Here is a 17,727-nt window from a genome sequence, read left to right as displayed (position 1 = left end):
TTGCGGTTGCCGGTCGGGCCGGGGCGGGGTGGACTTGCGCACATGGGCGAGATCAGAGTGGGCACCGCCTCGTGGACCGACCGCACCCTGCTCGACTCGGGCTGGTACCCGCAGACCGCCGACACCCCGGAGAAGCGCCTGGCGTACTACGCCCGGCGCTTTCCGCTGGTCGAGGTGGACGCGACCTACTACTCGCCGCCCGCGGAGCGGACCGCGCGGCTGTGGGCCGAGCGCACCCCGCCCGGGTTCACCTTCAACGTCAAGGCGTTCAGCCTGCTGACCGGGCACCCGACGAAGGTCTCCGCGCTCTACAAGGACCTGCGCCCGGAGACGGAGAAGAAGAACCTCTACCCGGACGACCTGCCGGCGCAGGCGTACGAGGAGGTGTGGACCCGGTTCCTCTCCGCGCTCGACCCGCTGGTCGAGGCGGAGAAGCTCGGCGGGCTGCTGTTCCAGTTCCCGCCGTGGTTCACGATCAAGCGGGAGAACAAGGAGTACCTGCTGGAGGTGGAGCGGCGCTGCCGCCCGCTGCGGCCGGTATTCGAGTTCCGGCACGCCTCCTGGTTCGACGGGGCCAATGCCGACGAGACGCTGGCGTTCCTGCGCAAGCACGAGCTGGCGTTCGTCTGCGTGGACATGCCGCAGGGGTACCGCAACTCCGTACCCCCGGTGCTGGCCGCCACCGCCGACCTGGCGGTGGTGCGCTTCCACGGGCACAGCGACAAATGGACCAGCAAGGACATCCACGAGAAGTTCGGCTACCGCTACTCCGACCGGGAGCTGACGGACTGGGCGCCGAAGCTGCGCGAGCTGGCCGACTCCGCCGAGCAGACCCACGTGCTGATGAACAACTGCTACCGGGACTACGCGCAGACCAACGCCGCCACCCTGGTCGACCTGCTCGCCGAGTGAGCCGTTCTCACCCGCTAGGGGTGAGGCCGGCTCACCCCCCCGCCCGGCAGCATGGACGGTGCCGGTCGCGAGGCGACCGGGAACACCGATGACGGTACGGAGGTGACCGGATATGGCGGTGCGGGTGGTGGCGGATCCACGGCGGGGTGCGGTGCTGCACGTCGTCGGCTCCGGCGGGGACACCCGACGGGCGGCGCGGACCGAGCGGGCCAGCAGTCCGGCGCGGCAGTGGCGGGGTCCGTCGGGGCCACCGCGACGCGACGACGACCGACGGTGGGAGACCGACACACGGGGGTGGCGCGATGGCTGAGCAGTTGAACTCGGCGTTCGAGTCCTCGCTGGACAAGACGAACCTGATCCTCAAGGACATCGAGCAGGCGTACGGCTGGCCGAAGGAGCAGCGCAACCAGTCGTACGCGGCGCTGCGGACCGTCCTGCACCTGTTGCGGGACCGGATGACGGTGCAGGAGAGCGCCGAGTTCGCCGCGCAGTTGCCGGTGCTGGTCCGGGGCATCTACTTCGACGGCTGGCAGCCGGACAATGTGCCGATCAAGCTGAACCGGGACGACTTCCTCTACGAGGTCCGGCAGGGCTTCCCGTACGACGTGGAGGGCGGCCCGGAGCGGGTGACCCAGGTGGTGCTGGACACCCTGCGCCGGCACGTGACCCAGGGCGAGTGGCAGGACGTGAAGTCCACCATGCCCAGGGATCTGCAGAGGATGATTCCCTAGCACGGGCGCCCGGCGGCCCGCCCCACCGCAACCGGTGGGGCGGGCCGCCGTCGTACCGCTTCAGCCCGCCGCTGTGCGGCTGACCTCGTCGCCGAGCTGGCCCGCCGGGCCAGCTCGGCGAAGGCCACCGCGTCGACCACCGCGGCCCCACCCGGGTCGTTGTTGAAGTACACGTACGCCGGCGTCGCGTCGTCGAACGTCGTGCCGAGGCGGCGTACCCAGGAGGCCAGTGCGGCCCGGCCGTAGCGCGGCCACGGCCGGGCTCGGCCCTCGTGCAGCCGCAGGTACCCGAAGTCGGTGGTCCGCCACAGCGGGGTGACCGGCCGGCTCAGCCGGTCCGCCCAGACCAGCGCGGCCCGGCGGCGTTCCAGCACCCGCCGGGTTTCCGTCGTCCACCAGGACGGATGTCGAGGTTCCACCGCCACCCGCACCTCGGCGGGGAAGAGTCGCAGCGTCGCGTCCAGCGCGTCGACGTCGGCCCGCAGGTTCGGCGGCAGCTGCACCAGCACCGGCCCGAGCCGGTCACCGAGCGCGGTGGCCCGGCCGAGGAAGCGGGCGACCGGCTCCGCCGGCTCCCGCAGCCGCTTCACGTGGGTCAGGTAGCGGCTCATCTTCACCGCCACGCAGAAGTCCGCCGGGGTCCGCTCCCGCCAGGCGGCGAAGACGTCCCGCTCGGGCAGCCGGTAGAAGGCGTTGTTGACCTCGACCGTGGCGAACCGGGAGGCGAAGTGCTCCAGCCAGAGCCGCTGCGGCAGCTTCGCCGGATAGAACCGGTCCCGCCAGTCCCGGTACTGCCAACCCGACGTGCCGACCAGGATCACCACGGCCCACCCGCCCGGGGCGCCAGGGGTGTGGTCTCGGCCATGCCCGCCTCCGTCGTCGGCTGCACCCATCCTGTCACCGCCCGGCGGATACGGCGCGCCGTCCCGTCCGCACGTCGAGGACCGGATCCGTCCGGTGGATCCGGTCCTCGGGCATGGTGCGGTGGCGGGCGCGGCGAACCGCGCATGTCGCCCGGCGCCGACGTCTACGGTGGGGTTAGAGAAGATCGCACGTGGGGTACCACCCGCTGCACGACGAGCCCCCGACCTACGGCGGGGCGGCACACCCGAGGGAGCACCCATGGCACTCAACGACGACGACATGCAGACCACCAGCGGCGGCGGCCTCGAAGGCCCGGCCGACGGCGGTGCGACCCCGGGCCAGCAGGACGGTGGCGCCGACGGTGGCGCGGACCGTGGTGCGGAGCGCGGCGCCGACCAGGGCGCGGACCGTGGCGCCGAGGGTCCGGCCGACGGCGGTGCGACCCCGGGCCAGCAGGACGGTGGCGCCGATGGTGGCGCGGAGGGTCCGGCCGACGGTGGCGCGACCCCGGGCCAGCAGGACGGTGGCGCTGACGGCAGCGCGGCCTGACGGACCGTCGTGACGATCATCGACCCGCCGGGCGGCCACGGCCGCCCGGCGGTTCCGTCCACCGCCGCCGAGGCCCTCGCCCGCTGCGTCAGCGTCGAGCCGGCCAAGTTCGCCGCCGCGTACTGGGGGAAGGCCCCGCTGCTCTCCCGCGCCGACGAACTGCCGAACCGCGCCGGCTTCACCGACCTGCTCAGCCCCGACGACGCCGACGAGCTGCTCAGCCGGCGCGGCCTGCGTACCCCGTTCCTGCGGGTGGCCAGGGACGGCCAGCTGGTGCCGGCGGCGCGCTTCACCGGCGGCGGTGGCGCCGGCGCCGAGATCGGCGATCAGGTCCTCGACGAGCGGATCCTCGAGCTGTACGCCTCCGGCGCCACCCTGGTGCTGCAGGGCCTGCACCGGATCTGGCCGGCGCTGGTCGACTTCGCCCGCGACCTGGGCACCGCGGTGGCCCAGCCGTTGCAGGTCAACGCCTACCTGACCCCGGCCGGCAGCCAGGGCTTCGCCACCCACTACGACACCCACGACGTCTTCGTGCTCCAGGTCGACGGCCGCAAGCACTGGCGCATCCACCCACCGGTGCTGCCCGACCCGCTGGAGAAGCAGCCCTGGGGCGGCCGGGCCGACGAGGTCTCCGCCACCGCGCAGGGCCAGCCCGCGCTCGACGTGGTGCTCGCCCCCGGCGACGCGCTCTACCTGCCCCGCGGCTGGCTGCACAGCGCCCAGGCGCAGGAGTCCAGCTCCCTGCACCTGACCGTCGGCATCCGCGCGCTCACCCGGTACGCGCTGGTCGAGGAGCTGCTCGCGCTCGCCGCCGAGGACTCGCGGCTGCGCGCCGGCCTGCCCTTCGGCACCGACGTCGCCGACCCGGACGCCATCGAGCCGGAGCTGACCGAGACGGTGGAGGCGCTGCGGGACTGGCTGCTGCGGGCCGACCCGGCCGCCGTCGCCGCCCGGCTGCGCGCCCGGGCCTGGCCGGCCGCCCGGCCGGCGCCGATCCGGCCGCTCGCCCAGGCCGCCGCGCTCGCCGCGCTCGACGCGGACAGCCGGATCGCGCCCCGCGCCGGGCTGCGCTGGCAGCTCACCCCCGCCGACTCCGACCGGGTGGCGCTGCGACTGTTCGACCGGACGATCACCCTGCCCGGCCAGTGCGAGGCGGCGCTGCGCGCGCTGCTCGCCGGCGCGGCCATCCGGGTGGGCGACCTGCCCGGCCTCGACGACGACGCCGACCGGCTGGTGCTGGCCCGCCGACTGCTCCGCGAGTCCGTCGCCGTCTCGGCCTGACCGCCGCCACTGCCCGCCCCGCTCACGGGGGTGGGCGGTGCCGTTCGTCGGGCCGGTGTGCGGTCAGCGGGTCGCGACCAGCAGCGCCACCGTCGTCACCACGCCGGCGATCAGCACGATCGCCATCGGCCGGGGACCGAGCAGCGCGTGTCGCCGGTCCGCCAGGCGCTTCGCCGGCGCCAGGCCGGCCACCGGGCCGAGCAGCGTCACCACCAGGGCCAGCACCGGCATGCCGACGGCCAGGTCGCCCCCGTAGCGGTGGCCGACCGCCCGGGCGCCGGCCCCCAGGGCGTACGCCACCACCGCGCCCGCCACCCCGCAGAGCACCAGCAACGGGTTCACCGCGCTCGGCAGCTCCCCGCGCCGGCCCGTGCGGTCCAGCAGTTCCCGCACCCCGCGCAGCAGCGGCACCGGATCGCCGGCGGTGTCCCGGGCCGGCCCGGGCGGGTCGCCGAGCCGCCGGGCGCCGAGCCGCGCGCGCAACTCGCCCCAGAGGTGACCCGCCTCCGCGTCGACCCGTTGCAGCAGCGAGCGGGCGGCCGTCACCTCCTCCTCGGCGCGGCGCAGCTCGTCGTCCGCCTCGGCCACCGCCCGCTCGGCGGCGGCGCACTGCTGGTCGTGCCAGGCCTGCGCCTCGGCCCGCTGGGCGTGCACCCGGCCGGTCAGTTCGGCGAGCCGGCGGACGTGGGCGGCGTACGTGTCACTGGCGACCGGTTCGTTCATCGGGAGGGACCATAAGGGATGATCACCTGTCCGGTGCGGTGCACTGCCCGGTCGAAGAAGAGGCCCCGCCACGGCCGGGGATACCAGTCCGGGCCGCCGCTGCCCGGGTAGAGCGCCGAGCCCAGCTCCCCGCCCTGCACGTCGAGCGCCACCCAGGCGCCGATCTGGTCGGTCCGCGACGCCGGGCCGCCCAAGTCGACCCGCATCCGGGCCACCCCCCGCCACCAGGCCAGCACGTGGGTACGCCGTTCCGGCCCGTCGTGCAGGATCCGGCGCAGCCGGTCCAGCCCGGTACGCCCGGTCGGGCCCGTCGACAGCGCCCCGGTGGCCGCATCGACGGCGAAGAGCAGCAGGTAGTGCGGGACGGTCGGGGTGCCCGGACGGCCCAGCGCCTCGGCCGTCTCGGCCATCAGCTCGGGCACGGTCTCCTCGTCGTACCAGGCGGCGTCGTCGGCCAGGTCCTCGTAGAGGGCGCGGGCGGCCGGGTCGGCGTCCGGGTCCAGGCAGGCGATGGAGAACCGGGCGGTGCCGGGGCGGTGCTGCCGCGCGAGGGACCGGGCGGCCGCGTCGAGCACCGCGCAGGCCTCGTCCACCCGGGTGCCGAGGACGGCCAGGTTGCGGCCCGGCGCCCGGGGCAGCCGCAGCGCCGCCGACCGGGACTGCACGTCGATGATCTCGCCGAGCAGGGCGACCGGCCCGCGCGCCGGGGCGTCACCGGCCGGGGCGGTGAGCGCCCGGTAGTCCGGGGCGTCGACCAGCCGGGGGACGGCGTCACCGTCGAAGAGCCGGGCCGGCGCGGCGTCGGCCGGGCGCATCCGCCACAGCCCGTGCTGCAACTCGCTCCAGGTCTCCCAGTCGCCGGCCGACGGGATCCGGGCCACCTGGTTCCCCTCGGTCATCCCGGACTCGGCGTTGACCACCGCGTGGTACTTGGGCAGGGCCTGCGCGGCGTCGTTGCGTTCGGCCAGGATGCGCAGCGCCTTGGGCAGCGCGATGCGCAGGGTGAACTGGGCGACCAGTGCGGGCCGTCCCCACAGCGCTTCGATGCCGCGCACGTCCTGTGAGGCCAGCACCAGGTGGATGCCCTGGGAGCGGCCCCGCCGGGCCAGGTCCTCCAGCAGGTCGGCGGCCTCCCGGGCGACCACGTCCCGGCCGGCCAGCAGCGCCTGGAACTCGTCGACCACCGCGACGATCCGCGGCCAGTGCCCGGTCGGGTCGACCGCCCGCAGCTCGGCGAGCTTGGTGACCTCGAACTTCTTCGCCGCGTCGGCGCGGCGGCGCAGCTCCTCGGCGAGGAAGCGCAGCAGCGCCAGACCGAACTCCCGGTCGGTGTTGACGTTGATGCCGACCAGCCGCATGTGCGGCAGCCAGCTCGGGTCGCGCCGGCCCTGGGCGAACCGGGCGAAGGACACCCCCTCCTTGAAGTCGAGCAGGTAGAACTCCAGCTCGGCGGGGGAGTAGCGGGCGGCCAGCGCGCCGATCCAGGCGAAGATCAGGTTCGTCTTGCCGGTCCCGGAAGGGCCGCCGATCAGCGCGTGCGGCGGGTAGTCGCCGAGGGTGAGCAGCACCGGCCGGCCGTGCGGGCCCTCGCCGATCGGCGCGGTCAGCCCGTGCGCCGAGTCCTCCTTCCACATCTGCTCCGGCGGAGGGAGCAGGTCGGTGAAGGGGGTCGGCGGCGGGCCGGCGTTCACCCGGGAGGCGATCTCCCGGCAGGTCTCGGTGACCAGCGCGCCCGGTGGCGGCGGGTCGAGGCGTACCGGCAGGCCGGCGGGGGCGCCGACGCGGGCGTCGCCGGGTGCGGAGACGATCCGGGTGACCGTCGGGCCGTCGGGCAGCGGGATGCCCCGGACCACCAGATGCACCCCGCAGGCGGCGCCCGTGCGGACCACCCGGTCCAGTTGCCCGCGCTCGTGCCGGGACAGCTCGTCACCGCCGAGCAGCACCGCCACCCGCCACGGCTCGGGCCGCCGGCCGGTCGCCGCGGCCAGTTCGCGCAGCGAGCCGTACTCGCCGGCCAACACGGTCTCGTTGATCCGGCGGATCTGCTCCACCAGGTCGTCCAGGAGCCGGCCCAGCCCGCCCGGGCCGACGAAGGTGAGCAGCCCGGCGGTGCCGAGCGGGGCGAACCCGGCCAGCCCGCCGCCGAGGTGCTCCGGGTCGTAGCCGTACAGCCGGACCGTGCCCGGGTCGGCCCGGCCGACGCCGCGCAGCAGCAGCCCCGCCACCACCGCGTCGCCGCCGTGCCGGTCCTCGCCGCTGAGGTGCACGTGCCCCGCGTCGAGCAGCGGCACCAGCGCCGGCACCGGCTCGGCCCCGGCGATGCGCAGGGTGCCGACCCGCACCGGGCCGACTGGCTCGCCGCGCCCGGCCGGCGCGGCCCGCCAGTCCGCCCAGTCCGCGGACGCCGCCCCGGGCGCCTCGCGCAGCGCCGCCGCGCCGGCCCGCCGGGCCAACTCGGCGATCCGGGCCGCGTGCCGGTCGTCGATCTCGGCCAGTCGGCGGTCGCGTTCCGCGCCGACCTTGCCGGGTACGGCGGCGGCCGCCCGCCGGATCCGGGCCCGGCGTTCCCGGGCGGCGGTCAGCTCCGTCTCGGCGGTGGCCAGCCGGGTCCGGGTGGCGCCGAGCGCCTCGGAGAGCATTCCCCGCACCCGCGACACCAGCTGGGTGCGCAGGTCAGCCATGCCGACCGCCGTCGCCCCGGTGGTTGCCGGGCGCCGCCGCCCACGGTGACGCTGGTCGTCCCGCCGACGGGCGGCGCTCCGGCGCCGGAGGCCGCGGTGCCCCTCGTTCGGCGGCGGGCGGCGTCGGTCGCGGTGCCGGGCGATCGACGGTGGGCGCCGGACGGCGCGGCGCGGCCCGCTCCGGCCCGGGTGCGGCGGGTCGCGGCGCCGGCCGCCCGGCGGCGGGCTGCGGGGGTCGTGCCACCGGCCGGTCCGGCTCGCCGGGGAGGTCCCGGCCGAGCCGGGCCAGCAGCACCCCGGCGACCACCCCGGCGGTCACCGCAGGGTCGGCGGCGTGCGGCTGCTCCGCCTCGCCGCGTCGCGGCGGGGGCATCCGGCAGACCCGGGTCAGCAAGGTCTCCAGCACCGGTGGCGGCAGCCCGGGCAGCAGGTCGTGGACCCGCCCGCCCAGCTCGCCGCGGAGCCGGCCCAGGTCGTCGGAGCGGGGCGGATGGCCGAGCAGTTCCCCGGCGAGGTCGCGCAGCAGCGGCGGGGCGATCGCCGCCAGGCCCAGGCCGACGTCGGCGTGCGCCCGCCGCAGCTCCCGGTGCAGCCGGTCCCGGTCGCCGGAGCGGATCCTGGTGACCACCCGGCGTAGCAGCTCGCGGGAGTCGCCGACCCGCTCGTCCGGCTCGTCCGGCGGGCCCTCCCGGCCGCCGGTCAGCTCGGCCACCCGCACCGACCACCAGCGCTTCACCTCCGGGTCGGCCTCCCGCTCCGGCGGCGGACCGGCCGGCGGCACGGTGCCGGAGCGCGGCGCGTCGTGGGCCGGCCCGCGGGTGGCCGCTCGGGGCGGCGGCGCACCGTCGGGGGCCAGCCCGATCGCGGCCAGGTACGCCGAGAGCTGTTCCTGGGCCACCCGCAGCGCGTGCCCGGCCGATTCGGCGTGCTCGACGGCGGCGGAGAGCTCCGGCACCCCCATCGGGTTGGCCGACTCCTGGCGGACCCAGCGCAGCCGCTCGGTGGCCTGGCCGAACTTCTCCAGCGCCTGGGCCAGCGGGGCCAGCGGCAGTTCCTCGGCGGCGGCGCGGACCTGCGCCCCGACGTCCTCGATGATGGACACGGTGGCGGCTACAGCGACGCGACGTAGAGCTGCGCCTGCTCCACCGCGACGAGGGTCGCGGCGAGACACTCCTCCAGCTCCTGCCCGGCCTGGGTGAGCGATGCCTGGGCGGCCTCGACGGTCTCGTGCCCGCTGCCCTCCAGCGCCCCGGCGAGGGTCTGCTGGGCCTCGGAGAGCTTCTCGCCGGCGGCCTGCACGGCTGTCTGCCCGTCACCGATCTGTTGGAGCGCGACATCGATCGCTGCCTTCAGCTCGGCGACGCTCGCCACGGTGACCTCCTGGGGGCGGGGAGATCTCCATTACAACGTATCCCCGGCGGGTAGAGAACATCCGCCCTGTCGGTGTTCCTGCCGGGGTGTCCGATTACCGCCCTGACGTGCGGCGCAACGCTCTGACGGCGTGCCGTGGTCCCGTACCTGAGTCGGCCGGTCCCGGCCACGGGACCGGCTCAGCCGGCCTCCCCGCGCAGCCAGCGCGGGCCGTGCACCTCCGCGCCGAGCGCGCCGACCCGCACGCGCAGCTCCCGGTCGGCGGTGACCACCAGCCGCCGCCGCTGCGGATCGGCCGCGACCAGCTCCACGATCGTGTCGTCCCCGGAACCGGGCGCGCCGACCGTGCGTACCCCGGGCACCCCCGGCACGTCCCGGGCCGCCCCCTCGACCACCAGCACCACCTCGACCGGGGGCAACAGCTCCGGCGGCAGCCCGTGGTCGGCCAGCGGGACCAGGCGGTCCCGCAGCCGGGCGGCCGCGCCGGCCCGGTCCCGCCACCAGCCGTCCGGGCGGGAGCCGACCACGTTGGCGCCGTCGACGATCAGCAGCGGCTCAGCATCCATGCCCCCACCCTGCCACCCGGCCGCGTTTGTCGCGCCGACCGCCGGGTAGCCACCGCCGACCGTGCCGCGCCCGTGTCGCCCCCGGCGACCGTGCCGCGCCCCGACAGCGGAGGACAGAGATGATGGGACCCGGTGACTTCGGCTCCGACCCGTGGGACGAATTCCTGGCCCGGTACTTCGGCCGGGGTGAGGGTGGACGCCGACCGGCCCACCGGGTCGACATCACCCGGCTGATGACCGCCGACGCCCGGGAGATGCTGGCCGACGCGGCCCGGCGGGCCGCCGAGAAGCGCAGCAACGACCTGGACACCGACCACCTGCTCTGGGCGGCGTTGCAGCGGGAGCCGCTGCGCGACCTGGTACGCCGCGCCGGCGCCGACCCCGACGCGCTGGTCAACGCCCTCGGCGGGCGGGGCGAAGGGGCCCCGCGGGGGGAGGTGCCGCCGAACCTCTCGCTCACCCCGGCGGCCAAGCGGGCGCTGCTCGACGCCCACCAGCTGTCCCGGGCGATGGGGGCGAACTACATCGGCCCCGAGCACATCCTGATGGCGCTGCCGCTCAACCCGGAATCGCCGGCCGGGCGGATGCTCGCCGCCGGCCGGATCCAGCCGGAGTCGTTGCAGGCGGCCAGCGCCGAACGCGGCCCGACGTCCGGCCCGAAGCCGGACCGCGGCACCCCCACCCTGGACCAGTACGGCCAGGACCTCACCGAGCTGGCCCGGATGGACCAGATCGACCCGGTGATCGGCCGGGCCGACGAGATCGAGCAGGCGGTGGAGATCCTGTCCCGCCGGACCAAGAACAACCCGGTGCTGATCGGCGAGGCCGGCGTCGGCAAGACCGCCATCGTGGAGGGGCTGGCCGAACGGATCTGTGACGGCGACGTGCCGCAGACCCTGCTCGGCAAGCGGGTCGTGCAGCTCGACCTGGCCGGCCTGGTCGCCGGCACCCGCTACCGGGGCGACTTCGAGGAGCGGCTCAAGAAGGTGATCGACGAGATCCGGGCCCACCGGGACGAGCTGATCGTCTTCCTGGACGAGATCCACACCCTGGTCGGGGCGGGCGGCGCCGGCAGCGAGGGCGGCATGGACGCGTCCAACATGCTCAAGCCGGCGCTGGCCCGCGGCGAGCTGCGGGTGATCGGCGCGACCACGCTGGACGAGTACCGCAAGAGCATCGAGAAGGACGCCGCGCTGGCCCGCCGGTTCCAGCCGGTGCTGGTGCCCGAGCCCGGCGTCGAGGACACCGTCGCCATCCTGCGCGGCCTGCGCGACCGGTACGAGGCGCACCACCAGGTGCGGTTCACCGACGAGGCGCTGGTGGCCGCCGCCGAGCTCTCCGACCGGTACGTCACCGACCGGTTCCTGCCGGACAAGGCGATCGACCTGATCGACCAGGCCGGCGCCCGGGTCCGGCTGCGCACCCGTACCCCCGCCGCTGACGTGCGGGAGCTGGAGCAGCAGCTCGACGACGTGCGGCGGGACAAGGAGCAGGCGGTCGCCGACGAGCAGTACGAGAAGGCGTCCAGCCTGCGCGACCGGCTCGCCGAGATCGAGGAGCAGGTACGCCGGGCCAAGGGCGACGAGGGCGGCAACCACGTCCCGTCGGTCGGCACCCAGGAGATCGCCGAGGTGGTGTCCAGGGCCACCGGAATCCCGATCGCCCAACTCACCGAGGAGGAACGGGACCGGCTGCTACGGCTGGAGGGCCAGCTGCACGAGAAGGTGGTCGGCCAGGACGCCGCGGTCAGCGCGGTCGCCGAGGCGGTGCGCCGCTCGCGGACCGGGCTGGCCGACCCGAACCGGCCGATGGGCAGCTTCCTCTTCCTCGGCCCGACCGGCGTCGGCAAGACCGAGCTGGCCCGGGCCCTGGCCGAGGCGCTCTTCGGTGAGGCCGACCGGATGATCCGGGTCGACATGAGCGAGTTCCAGGAACGGCACACCGTGTCCCGGCTGGTCGGGGCGCCGCCCGGCTACGTCGGGTACGAGGAGGCCGGCCAGCTCACCGAGGCGGTGCGCCGCCGCCCGTACGCGGTGGTGCTGCTCGACGAGATCGAGAAGGCGCACCCGGACGTCTTCAACATCCTGCTCCAGGTGCTCGACGACGGCCGGCTCACCGACAGCCAGGGCCGGACGGTGAACTTCAAGAACACCGTCCTGATCATGACGAGCAACCTGGGGTCGGAGCTGATCACCGGCACCCAGCGCACCGTCGGCTTCGGGGTCGGCGCGCCCGGCGGCCAGCAGGAGGCCGACGAGCTGCGCGAGCGGCTGATGCGCCGGCTCCAGGAGAACTTCCGCCCGGAGTTCCTCAACCGGATCGACGAGACCATCATCTTCCAGCGGCTGGAGGCCGAGCAGCTGCGCCAGATCACCGAACTGCTGCTGGAGGACACCCGACGCCGGCTGCACGCCCAGGACATCCAGGTGGAGTTCACCACGGCCGGCGTGGACTGGCTCGCCGAGCACGGCTACCAGCCGGAGTTCGGGGCCCGGCCGCTGCGCCGGGTGATCCAGCGGGAGCTGGACAACCGACTCTCCCGGATGCTGCTGGAGAGCCGGATCTCACCCGGGCAGAAGGTCACCGTCGACGCGCGGGACGGACAGCTCACCTTCGACGTGGGCGCCGGCGAGCGGGGCTACACCGCCGCCACCACCTCCCATCCCCGTTGAGCCGGAGGGCGGACATGACCGAACGCGAGCAGACCGAGGAGCATGCCGAACGCAGCGAACCGATCCTCTCGCCACCGACGGCGAACCCGGCCCGGGTCAAGGTGCCACCGGAGGGCCTGAAGCAGCAGACCGACGACGGGGACCCGGCGCCGCCCGGGCCACCGGAAGAGGAGGCGTGATGGCACGCGAGCAGCGAATCGACCCCGAGGTCGAGGTGATCTGGGACGACTTCCACGCCGAGGTGAACGTCCCCTCCGAGCAGCTGCGCCAGTGGCTGTTGACCCGCGGTTCGGGGGAGGAGTCGTTCGGGCCGAACCCGGACCTCAACCTGCCCGAGCCGGGCCGGCAGATCCTACGGGTGCTCAGCAAGCGCAAGGTGGACCTGACCCCGGAGGACATCGAGGTGATGCGGGAGGCGATCGACCGCATCCGTGCGCTGTCGGCGGAGAAGCCGCGCCGCGGCAACGCCGACGACGAGTGGCGGCACTCCCTGCTCGACCTGGGCCACGACGTCCTGGTCGAACGCTGAGCGACGGCCGACGGCACCCGGGACCACCGCGGTCCCGGGCGCCGTCGTGGGTGGGCCCTACTGCTCGGTGCCGACGCTGGGCAGTTGAAGCCCGGCGCCGTCGGCGGTGGCCTGCCGCTCGCCGCGGGTCTGCTCCTCCCGGGCGAGCAGGGTGGCGTACTCGGTGATGGCGGCCGCGTCGGGCACCTCCGGCAGCCGGCGCAGGAACGCCTCGACGTCCCGGACGGCGGCGGAGTGTGCGGCAGCCGCCTGACGCAGCAGCTCCCGCTGGTCGGCGGCGGGGTAGAGATCGGTCATGCGCCCGGCGTACCCGCCGTCAGGCGATTCGCACCCCCACCGGCCGGCCGGGCCCCGAACCCGGGGTGGCGCAGCAGCCAGGCCAGGTAGTCGGGGTGCGGCGCCAGCGAGTCGGTGTACGCGGCCACCGCCGTCTCCAGCACCAGCTCGGCGACCCCGGCGGCGGGGGAGTCGGGGTGCCAGCCGAGCAGCAGCCGCCAGCGCAGCGGCACACCGGTCAGCCGTCGGGTGACCAGGCCGTCGACCGGCCGGAAGGTGGCCTGGCAGAGCGCCACCGCCTCGCCGGCGTCGACCAGGTCCACGCACCCGCGCACGTCCGTCTCGTACACCTTGCGCGGGGTGAAGCCGGCGCGGGCGCAGGCGGCGGCGAAGCAGTCGCCGAAGCAGCCGTCGCCCGGCGCGGCGACCCACTGCTCGCGGCGCAGCTCCGCCAGGTCGATCTCGTCCCGCCCGGCCATCGGGTGGCTCGCCGGCAGCAGCACCAGCACCGGGTCGACGGCCACCTCCTGCCAGCAGAGCCCGAACTCGGCCGATGGCGTGGCGTCACCGCAGACGCCGGTGAGCGCGAAGTCGAGCCGCCCGCCCGCCACCAGCGCGGCCAGCTCCCCGGCCGACCAGGAGGCGTACGTGGTCAGCTGGGCCTGCGGCTGCTCGGCGGCGAGCCGGTGCACCAGCCGGCCGAGGATCGGGCTGTTCACCCCGCCGAAGCGGTACCGGCCGAGGGTGTCGTCGGCGCCGGCCAGCCGGGCCGCCTCGTCCTGCAGGCCCTTCATCGCCGGCAGCAGCACCCGGGCCCGGGCGAGCACCAGCTCGCCGAGGGCGGTCGGGCGCGCGCCGCGCCGGTCCCGTTCGAACAGCGGCCCGCCGAGGGTCCGCTCGATGCGCTGCAGCTGGGCGGTGAGCGCCGGCTGGGCCAGCCCGAGGGTCGACGCCGCCTTGGTCACGCTCCCCGTCTCGGCGATCGCGCAGACCACCCGCAGGTGCCGCAGCTCGAGGTTCATACGGTGACGGTAGGACCACGCGCCGGCCGGCGGAAGGGCCCGATCGGATCGGCGTTCGCCGATGTCTTAGTCGCGGGTACGCCGCTTCAGGTCGGCCAGGTACGTCCGCCGCCCGGAAACCGCGTCGCGCACCTTGTCCAGCACGCCCACCGCCGGCTCGACGATCCGGTTCCACGGCGGGGCGGACGGGGTGCCCGGGTGCGGCCGGGTGGGGGCCGCCTCCTCGGCGATCTCCCACCGGTTGCCCAGCCGGATCAGCTCGGCGTCGGTGGCCACCTCGCGCAGCGGGGTGATCAGCGCGGCGACCGCCTGGACGTGCCGGCGGACCCGGTCGGCGACGTCGGCCAGCGCCGGGTCGTCCGGGCCGGTGAGCGCCTTGAGCGCGGCGAGCAGCGCCGCGTCCGCCTCGATCTCCCGGTCCACCCGCTCGCTCGCCTCGGGGACCGCGGCCCGGGCGGCGGGGAGGAGGTACTGCTCCTCGGCGGAGAGGTGCCGGGACAGCGCCGCGGTGAGCACCTCCACCACCTGGCGACGCCGATCCGGCGGCAGCTCCGGGTCGGTGGCCTGGTCGGCCAGGCCGAGCAGTTGCCGGTGCTCGGTGTCGGCGATGTCGGCCATGCTGCGCCCGCCCGGCCGGTAGGCGTCGTCGGCGGTGGGCGGCAGCGGGGGCAGGGGGACGGTCATGGTGCCCTCCTCGACGGTGGCCGGAGCACGCGCGACGGCCGGTACGACGGGCGGTGCGGGGACGCCGACGCGGTACCCGTACCCGATGATCGTGAAACTCCGGCGGCGGCCGGCGCGGTTCGTCGCCGACCCGCTGCTGGTAGAAAGAGCCGATGACTCCCGACGTCGCCTCCGCCCGACCCGACCCCACCGACGAGGTCGTCGACCTCTGTCGTGACCTGCTGCGCATCGACACCACCAACACCGGCGACAACGACACCAGCGCCGGTGAGCGCCGGGCGGCCGAGTACGTCGCGGAGAAGCTCGCCGAGGTCGGCATCGACAGCGAGATCCACGAGTCCGCGCCCGGTCGGGCGAATCTGGTCGCCCGGATCCCCGGCGCCGATCCGGGGCGCGACGCGCTGCTGGTGCACGGCCACCTGGACGTGGTCCCCGCCGACGCCGACGAGTGGTCGGTGCATCCGTTCTCCGGCGAGGTCCGCGACGGCTACCTGTGGGGCCGCGGCGCGATCGACATGAAGGACTTCGACGCGATGGTGCTGGCGGTGGTCCGGCACTGGCAGCGCACCGGGGTCCGGCCGCCGCGCGACATCGTGCTGGCCTACACCGCCGACGAGGAGGCCGGCAGCGACTACGGCGCGCACTTCCTCGCCCAGCGGCACCGGGATCTTTTCGACGGCTGCACCGAGGGGATCGGCGAGGTGGGCGGCTTCTCCTACTCGGTGAACGACGCCACCCGGCTCTACCTCATCGAGACCGCCGAGAAGGGCATCGACTGGCTGCGCCTGCACGCCAAGGGCCGCCCCGGCCACGGCTCGTTCATCCACGACGACAACGCGGTCACCGCGCTGGCCGAGGCGGTCGCCCGGATCGGCCGGCACCGCTTCCCGGTGACGGTCACCGCCACCGTCCGTGCGTTCCTGGAGGAGGTCTCCGAGGTCCTCGGCGTCGCGCTGGACCCGGACGACCCGGAGACCGCGATCGCCAAGCTCGGCCCGATCGCCAACATCATCGGCGCGACCATCCGCAGCACCGCCAACCCGACCCGGCTGGCCGCCGGCTACAAGGACAACGTCATCCCCGGCCGGGCCACCGCCACCATCGACTGCCGCAGCCTGCCCGGCCAGTCGGAGATGCTGGAGCGGCAGCTGCGCGAGCTGGTCGGCCCGGACATCGACATCGAGTACATCCAGCGTCAGCCGGCCCTGGAGACCACCTTCGACGGTGACCTGGTCGAGGCGATGTCGGCGGCGCTGCGCGCGGAGGACCCGGGCGCCCGGCCGGTGCCGTACATGCTCTCCGGCGGCACCGACGCCAAGGCCTTCTCCCAGCTCGGCATCCGTTGCTTCGGCTTCGCCCCGCTGCGGCTGCCCGCCGACCTCAATTTCTCCGCCCTGTTCCACGGCATCGACGAGCGGGTCCCGGTCGACGGACTACAGTTCGGCGTGCGGGTCCTCGACCGGTTCCTCCGCACCTGCTGACCGACCCCGGTGCCGCACCCTCCCCCCACAGTCGAAGGGACTGCCTCATGACCGACCAGCACGATGAGCTGGACGCTGCCCTGGAGCGCGTGATCGACGCCGCCCGGGCCCACCTGTCGGCCGTCCGCGCCGCCAAGGGCCGGATCGACGACGACGACGTCTGGCAGGCGTACGTCGCGTTGAACAACGCCTCGTTCGCCTACGACGAGCAGCTGCTCGAGGCGTTCGGCGAGGTCACCCCGTGGGACGTGGAGTCGATCGACCCGGACGAGGCGGACGAGCGGTTCGGCGGGGTCGAGGGCGCCGAGGCGACCGACCCGCACCCGCGGGTCATCTCGGTGCGCCAGCGCCGCGACTACCGGGTGCCGAGCGTCTCGGCGCTGCTCCGGGTCGCCGAGATCGCCCGCCGCGAGGGCACCCCGGAGGAGGACGAGCCGGCCCCGGTCGAGGGGGTGGGCGAGGCGGTGCTGGAGCTGCTGCAGAGCGGCGACGGCTCGCTGAGCGCGCTGGACGTGCCCGAGCTGGAGCCGCTGGACGGCGTGGTGATGGTCAGCGAGGTCGGCACCCCGGTGGACCTGGAGTCCTTCGACGACGACGACCCGGTGGGCCCGTTCCAGCCGGCCGCCGACGACCGGCTGGTCGGGCGGCTCGACGAGCACCCGTTCCTTGACGAGGACGACCACGAGCACGACCACGCCGGCCACCAGCACTGAGCCCGCGTCGCCCCGGGCCCGGACCGCACGGTCCGGGCCCGGGCGCTTGTCCGGGGTACGCCGGGGGCGTGCCCCGGGGTCAGTAGGACAGGCCCGGCTGCGGCTGGTTCACCCGACGGCGGCGCAGCATCACCTTGCGCGTGCCGTCCCGGAACAGCTGCACCCGGGCCAGTTCCCAGCCGGAGAACTCCGCCTGGATCGCCAGCTGCGCCGCGGCGGTCAACCGGTCGACGTTCGGCGGCAGCCGCAGCGGCGCGTATTCGTAGTCCATGTGAACCATGCTGCCCAGCCCGGCGGCCCTTCGCCACCCCCCTCGCCGGTGACCCGCGCCGCGTCCGCCGGTCGTGCGGGGTGGTGTCGGCACGAGTGGTCCCGGACGCCCGGTTCGGCGCTCAGCCGGTGACGCAGTCGGTGGCGCCGTCCTGCCAGGAGTGGTCGTAGCGGCCGGCGACGGTCTCGACGAAGTTGTCGACCGTCGGCTCGTCGAGGGTGTCCAGGCGTTGCAGCCGCTGCCAGCCGCTCAGCCGAGCACGATTAGTACGATCACCCCGAGGGGAAGCAGCACGTTGAGTGACGCGAATGCGGCCAACGTAATTCCCTCCCACCGGTAGGCGCTGGCGAGTGGCGCGCCGATCAGCACCCCGCCGGCTCAGCCGAATGTCACTTACGCGC

At 75.0% G+C, this 17,727-nt stretch carries 20 protein-coding genes; 9 read left to right on the top strand and 11 right to left on the bottom strand.

Annotation, left to right across the window (positions count from 1 at the left end; genetic code table 11):
* The first annotated feature begins 42 nt into the window (after positions 1–42).
* Positions 43–912, top strand: a complete 870-nt coding sequence (locus AC5RWQ_RS10300; protein ID WP_334490015.1) for a DUF72 domain-containing protein — start codon at positions 43–45, stop codon at positions 910–912.
* A gap of 302 nt (positions 913–1,214) precedes the next feature.
* Positions 1,215–1,643, top strand: a complete 429-nt coding sequence (locus tag AC5RWQ_RS10295) for a DUF2267 domain-containing protein (protein ID WP_494282502.1) — start codon at positions 1,215–1,217, stop codon at positions 1,641–1,643.
* On the opposite strand, the gene AC5RWQ_RS10290 is transcribed toward AC5RWQ_RS10295, so the two are convergent.
* Positions 1,640–2,467: a DUF72 domain-containing protein gene (locus tag AC5RWQ_RS10290; protein WP_494282501.1), complete on the bottom strand. Its 828-nt coding sequence runs from the start codon at positions 2,465–2,467 to the stop codon at positions 1,640–1,642. The genes AC5RWQ_RS10295 and AC5RWQ_RS10290 overlap by 4 nt on opposite strands.
* A 298-nt stretch (positions 2,468–2,765) precedes the next feature.
* Between AC5RWQ_RS10290 and AC5RWQ_RS10285 the strand changes: the two genes are divergently transcribed.
* Together AC5RWQ_RS10285 and AC5RWQ_RS10280 are read left to right on the top strand one after the other, a co-directional pair.
* A complete protein-coding gene (locus tag AC5RWQ_RS10285; protein WP_494282500.1) occupies positions 2,766–3,056 on the top strand; it encodes a hypothetical protein in 291 nt (96 codons plus the stop codon).
* A 9-nt stretch (positions 3,057–3,065) separates the two neighbouring features.
* Entirely contained in the window at positions 3,066–4,337 is a 1,272-nt protein-coding gene (locus AC5RWQ_RS10280; protein ID WP_494282499.1) for a cupin domain-containing protein, read from the top strand.
* A gap of 63 nt (positions 4,338–4,400) precedes the next feature.
* On the opposite strand, the gene AC5RWQ_RS10275 is transcribed toward AC5RWQ_RS10280, so the two are convergent.
* The 5 genes from AC5RWQ_RS10275 to AC5RWQ_RS10255 all read right to left on the bottom strand — a co-directional run bounded on the left by AC5RWQ_RS10275 (position 4,401) and on the right by AC5RWQ_RS10255 (position 9,678).
* A complete protein-coding gene (locus tag AC5RWQ_RS10275) occupies positions 4,401–5,060 on the bottom strand; it encodes a hypothetical protein (protein ID WP_494282498.1) in 660 nt (219 codons plus the stop codon).
* A complete protein-coding gene (locus AC5RWQ_RS10270; RefSeq protein WP_494282497.1) occupies positions 5,057–7,741 on the bottom strand; it encodes an FtsK/SpoIIIE domain-containing protein in 2,685 nt (894 codons plus the stop codon). Before AC5RWQ_RS10270 ends, AC5RWQ_RS10275 begins: the two co-directional genes overlap by 4 nt.
* Entirely contained in the window at positions 7,734–8,843 is a 1,110-nt protein-coding gene (locus AC5RWQ_RS10265) for a hypothetical protein (RefSeq protein ID WP_494282496.1), read from the bottom strand. The genes AC5RWQ_RS10270 and AC5RWQ_RS10265 overlap by 8 nt, the downstream gene beginning before the upstream one ends.
* 8 nt (positions 8,844–8,851) lie before the next feature.
* Positions 8,852–9,112, bottom strand: coding sequence for a hypothetical protein (locus tag AC5RWQ_RS10260; protein WP_334491927.1), 261 nt, complete (start codon positions 9,110–9,112; stop codon positions 8,852–8,854).
* 179 nt (positions 9,113–9,291) lie between these two features.
* On the bottom strand, positions 9,292–9,678 hold the full coding sequence (locus AC5RWQ_RS10255) for a hypothetical protein (RefSeq protein ID WP_494282495.1): 387 nt from the start codon (positions 9,676–9,678) through the stop codon (positions 9,292–9,294).
* A 119-nt stretch (positions 9,679–9,797) separates the two neighbouring features.
* Here AC5RWQ_RS10255 and AC5RWQ_RS10250 point away from each other — a divergent pair, with 119 nt between their 5' ends.
* From AC5RWQ_RS10250 to AC5RWQ_RS10240, 3 genes are read left to right on the top strand one after another with little or no spacing between them, the layout of a single operon-like run.
* The gene (locus tag AC5RWQ_RS10250) at positions 9,798–12,350 is read left to right on the top strand and encodes an ATP-dependent Clp protease ATP-binding subunit (protein WP_494282494.1); all 2,553 of its coding nucleotides are present in this window, start codon (positions 9,798–9,800) and stop codon (positions 12,348–12,350) included.
* A gap of 14 nt (positions 12,351–12,364) precedes the next feature.
* Positions 12,365–12,529: a hypothetical protein gene (locus AC5RWQ_RS10245; RefSeq protein WP_334491930.1), complete on the top strand. Its 165-nt coding sequence runs from the start codon at positions 12,365–12,367 to the stop codon at positions 12,527–12,529.
* Positions 12,529–12,879, top strand: coding sequence for a DUF3140 domain-containing protein (locus AC5RWQ_RS10240; RefSeq protein WP_494282493.1), 351 nt, complete (start codon positions 12,529–12,531; stop codon positions 12,877–12,879). The genes AC5RWQ_RS10245 and AC5RWQ_RS10240 overlap by 1 nt, the downstream gene beginning before the upstream one ends.
* Positions 12,880–12,936: 57 nt before the next feature.
* On the opposite strand, the gene AC5RWQ_RS10235 is transcribed toward AC5RWQ_RS10240, so the two are convergent.
* From AC5RWQ_RS10235 to AC5RWQ_RS10225, 3 genes are all read right to left on the bottom strand, one after another.
* Entirely contained in the window at positions 12,937–13,176 is a 240-nt protein-coding gene (locus AC5RWQ_RS10235; protein WP_494282492.1) for a hypothetical protein, read from the bottom strand.
* Complete coding sequence (locus AC5RWQ_RS10230) at positions 13,173–14,177, bottom strand: LysR family transcriptional regulator (protein ID WP_494282491.1); 1,005 nt, start codon at positions 14,175–14,177, stop codon at positions 13,173–13,175. The genes AC5RWQ_RS10235 and AC5RWQ_RS10230 overlap by 4 nt, the downstream gene beginning before the upstream one ends.
* A 66-nt stretch (positions 14,178–14,243) precedes the next feature.
* Positions 14,244–14,861 (bottom strand): hemerythrin domain-containing protein, encoded by a 618-nt coding sequence (locus tag AC5RWQ_RS10225; RefSeq protein WP_494282490.1) that lies wholly within the window; start codon positions 14,859–14,861, stop codon positions 14,244–14,246.
* Between the two features lie 152 nt (positions 14,862–15,013).
* On the opposite strand from AC5RWQ_RS10225, the gene AC5RWQ_RS10220 reads away from it, so the two are divergent.
* Together AC5RWQ_RS10220 and AC5RWQ_RS10215 are read left to right on the top strand one after the other, a co-directional pair.
* Positions 15,014–16,342, top strand: a complete 1,329-nt coding sequence (locus AC5RWQ_RS10220; protein WP_494282489.1) for a M20/M25/M40 family metallo-hydrolase — start codon at positions 15,014–15,016, stop codon at positions 16,340–16,342.
* A gap of 47 nt (positions 16,343–16,389) precedes the next feature.
* On the top strand, positions 16,390–17,055 hold the full coding sequence (locus AC5RWQ_RS10215; RefSeq protein ID WP_494282488.1) for a hypothetical protein: 666 nt from the start codon (positions 16,390–16,392) through the stop codon (positions 17,053–17,055).
* Between the two features lie 79 nt (positions 17,056–17,134).
* Here the strand turns inward: AC5RWQ_RS10215 and AC5RWQ_RS10210 are convergent, their stop codons facing one another.
* Entirely contained in the window at positions 17,135–17,326 is a 192-nt protein-coding gene (locus AC5RWQ_RS10210) for a DUF5703 family protein (protein ID WP_282341856.1), read from the bottom strand.
* Between the two features lie 121 nt (positions 17,327–17,447).
* Positions 17,448–17,660 (bottom strand): hypothetical protein, encoded by a 213-nt coding sequence (locus AC5RWQ_RS10205; protein ID WP_494282487.1) that lies wholly within the window; start codon positions 17,658–17,660, stop codon positions 17,448–17,450.
* Positions 17,661–17,727 lie beyond the last annotated feature (67 nt).

The organism is Micromonospora sp. BS32 (assembly GCF_059089345.1).
This window is presented reverse-complemented; position numbering and strand designations above follow the sequence as displayed.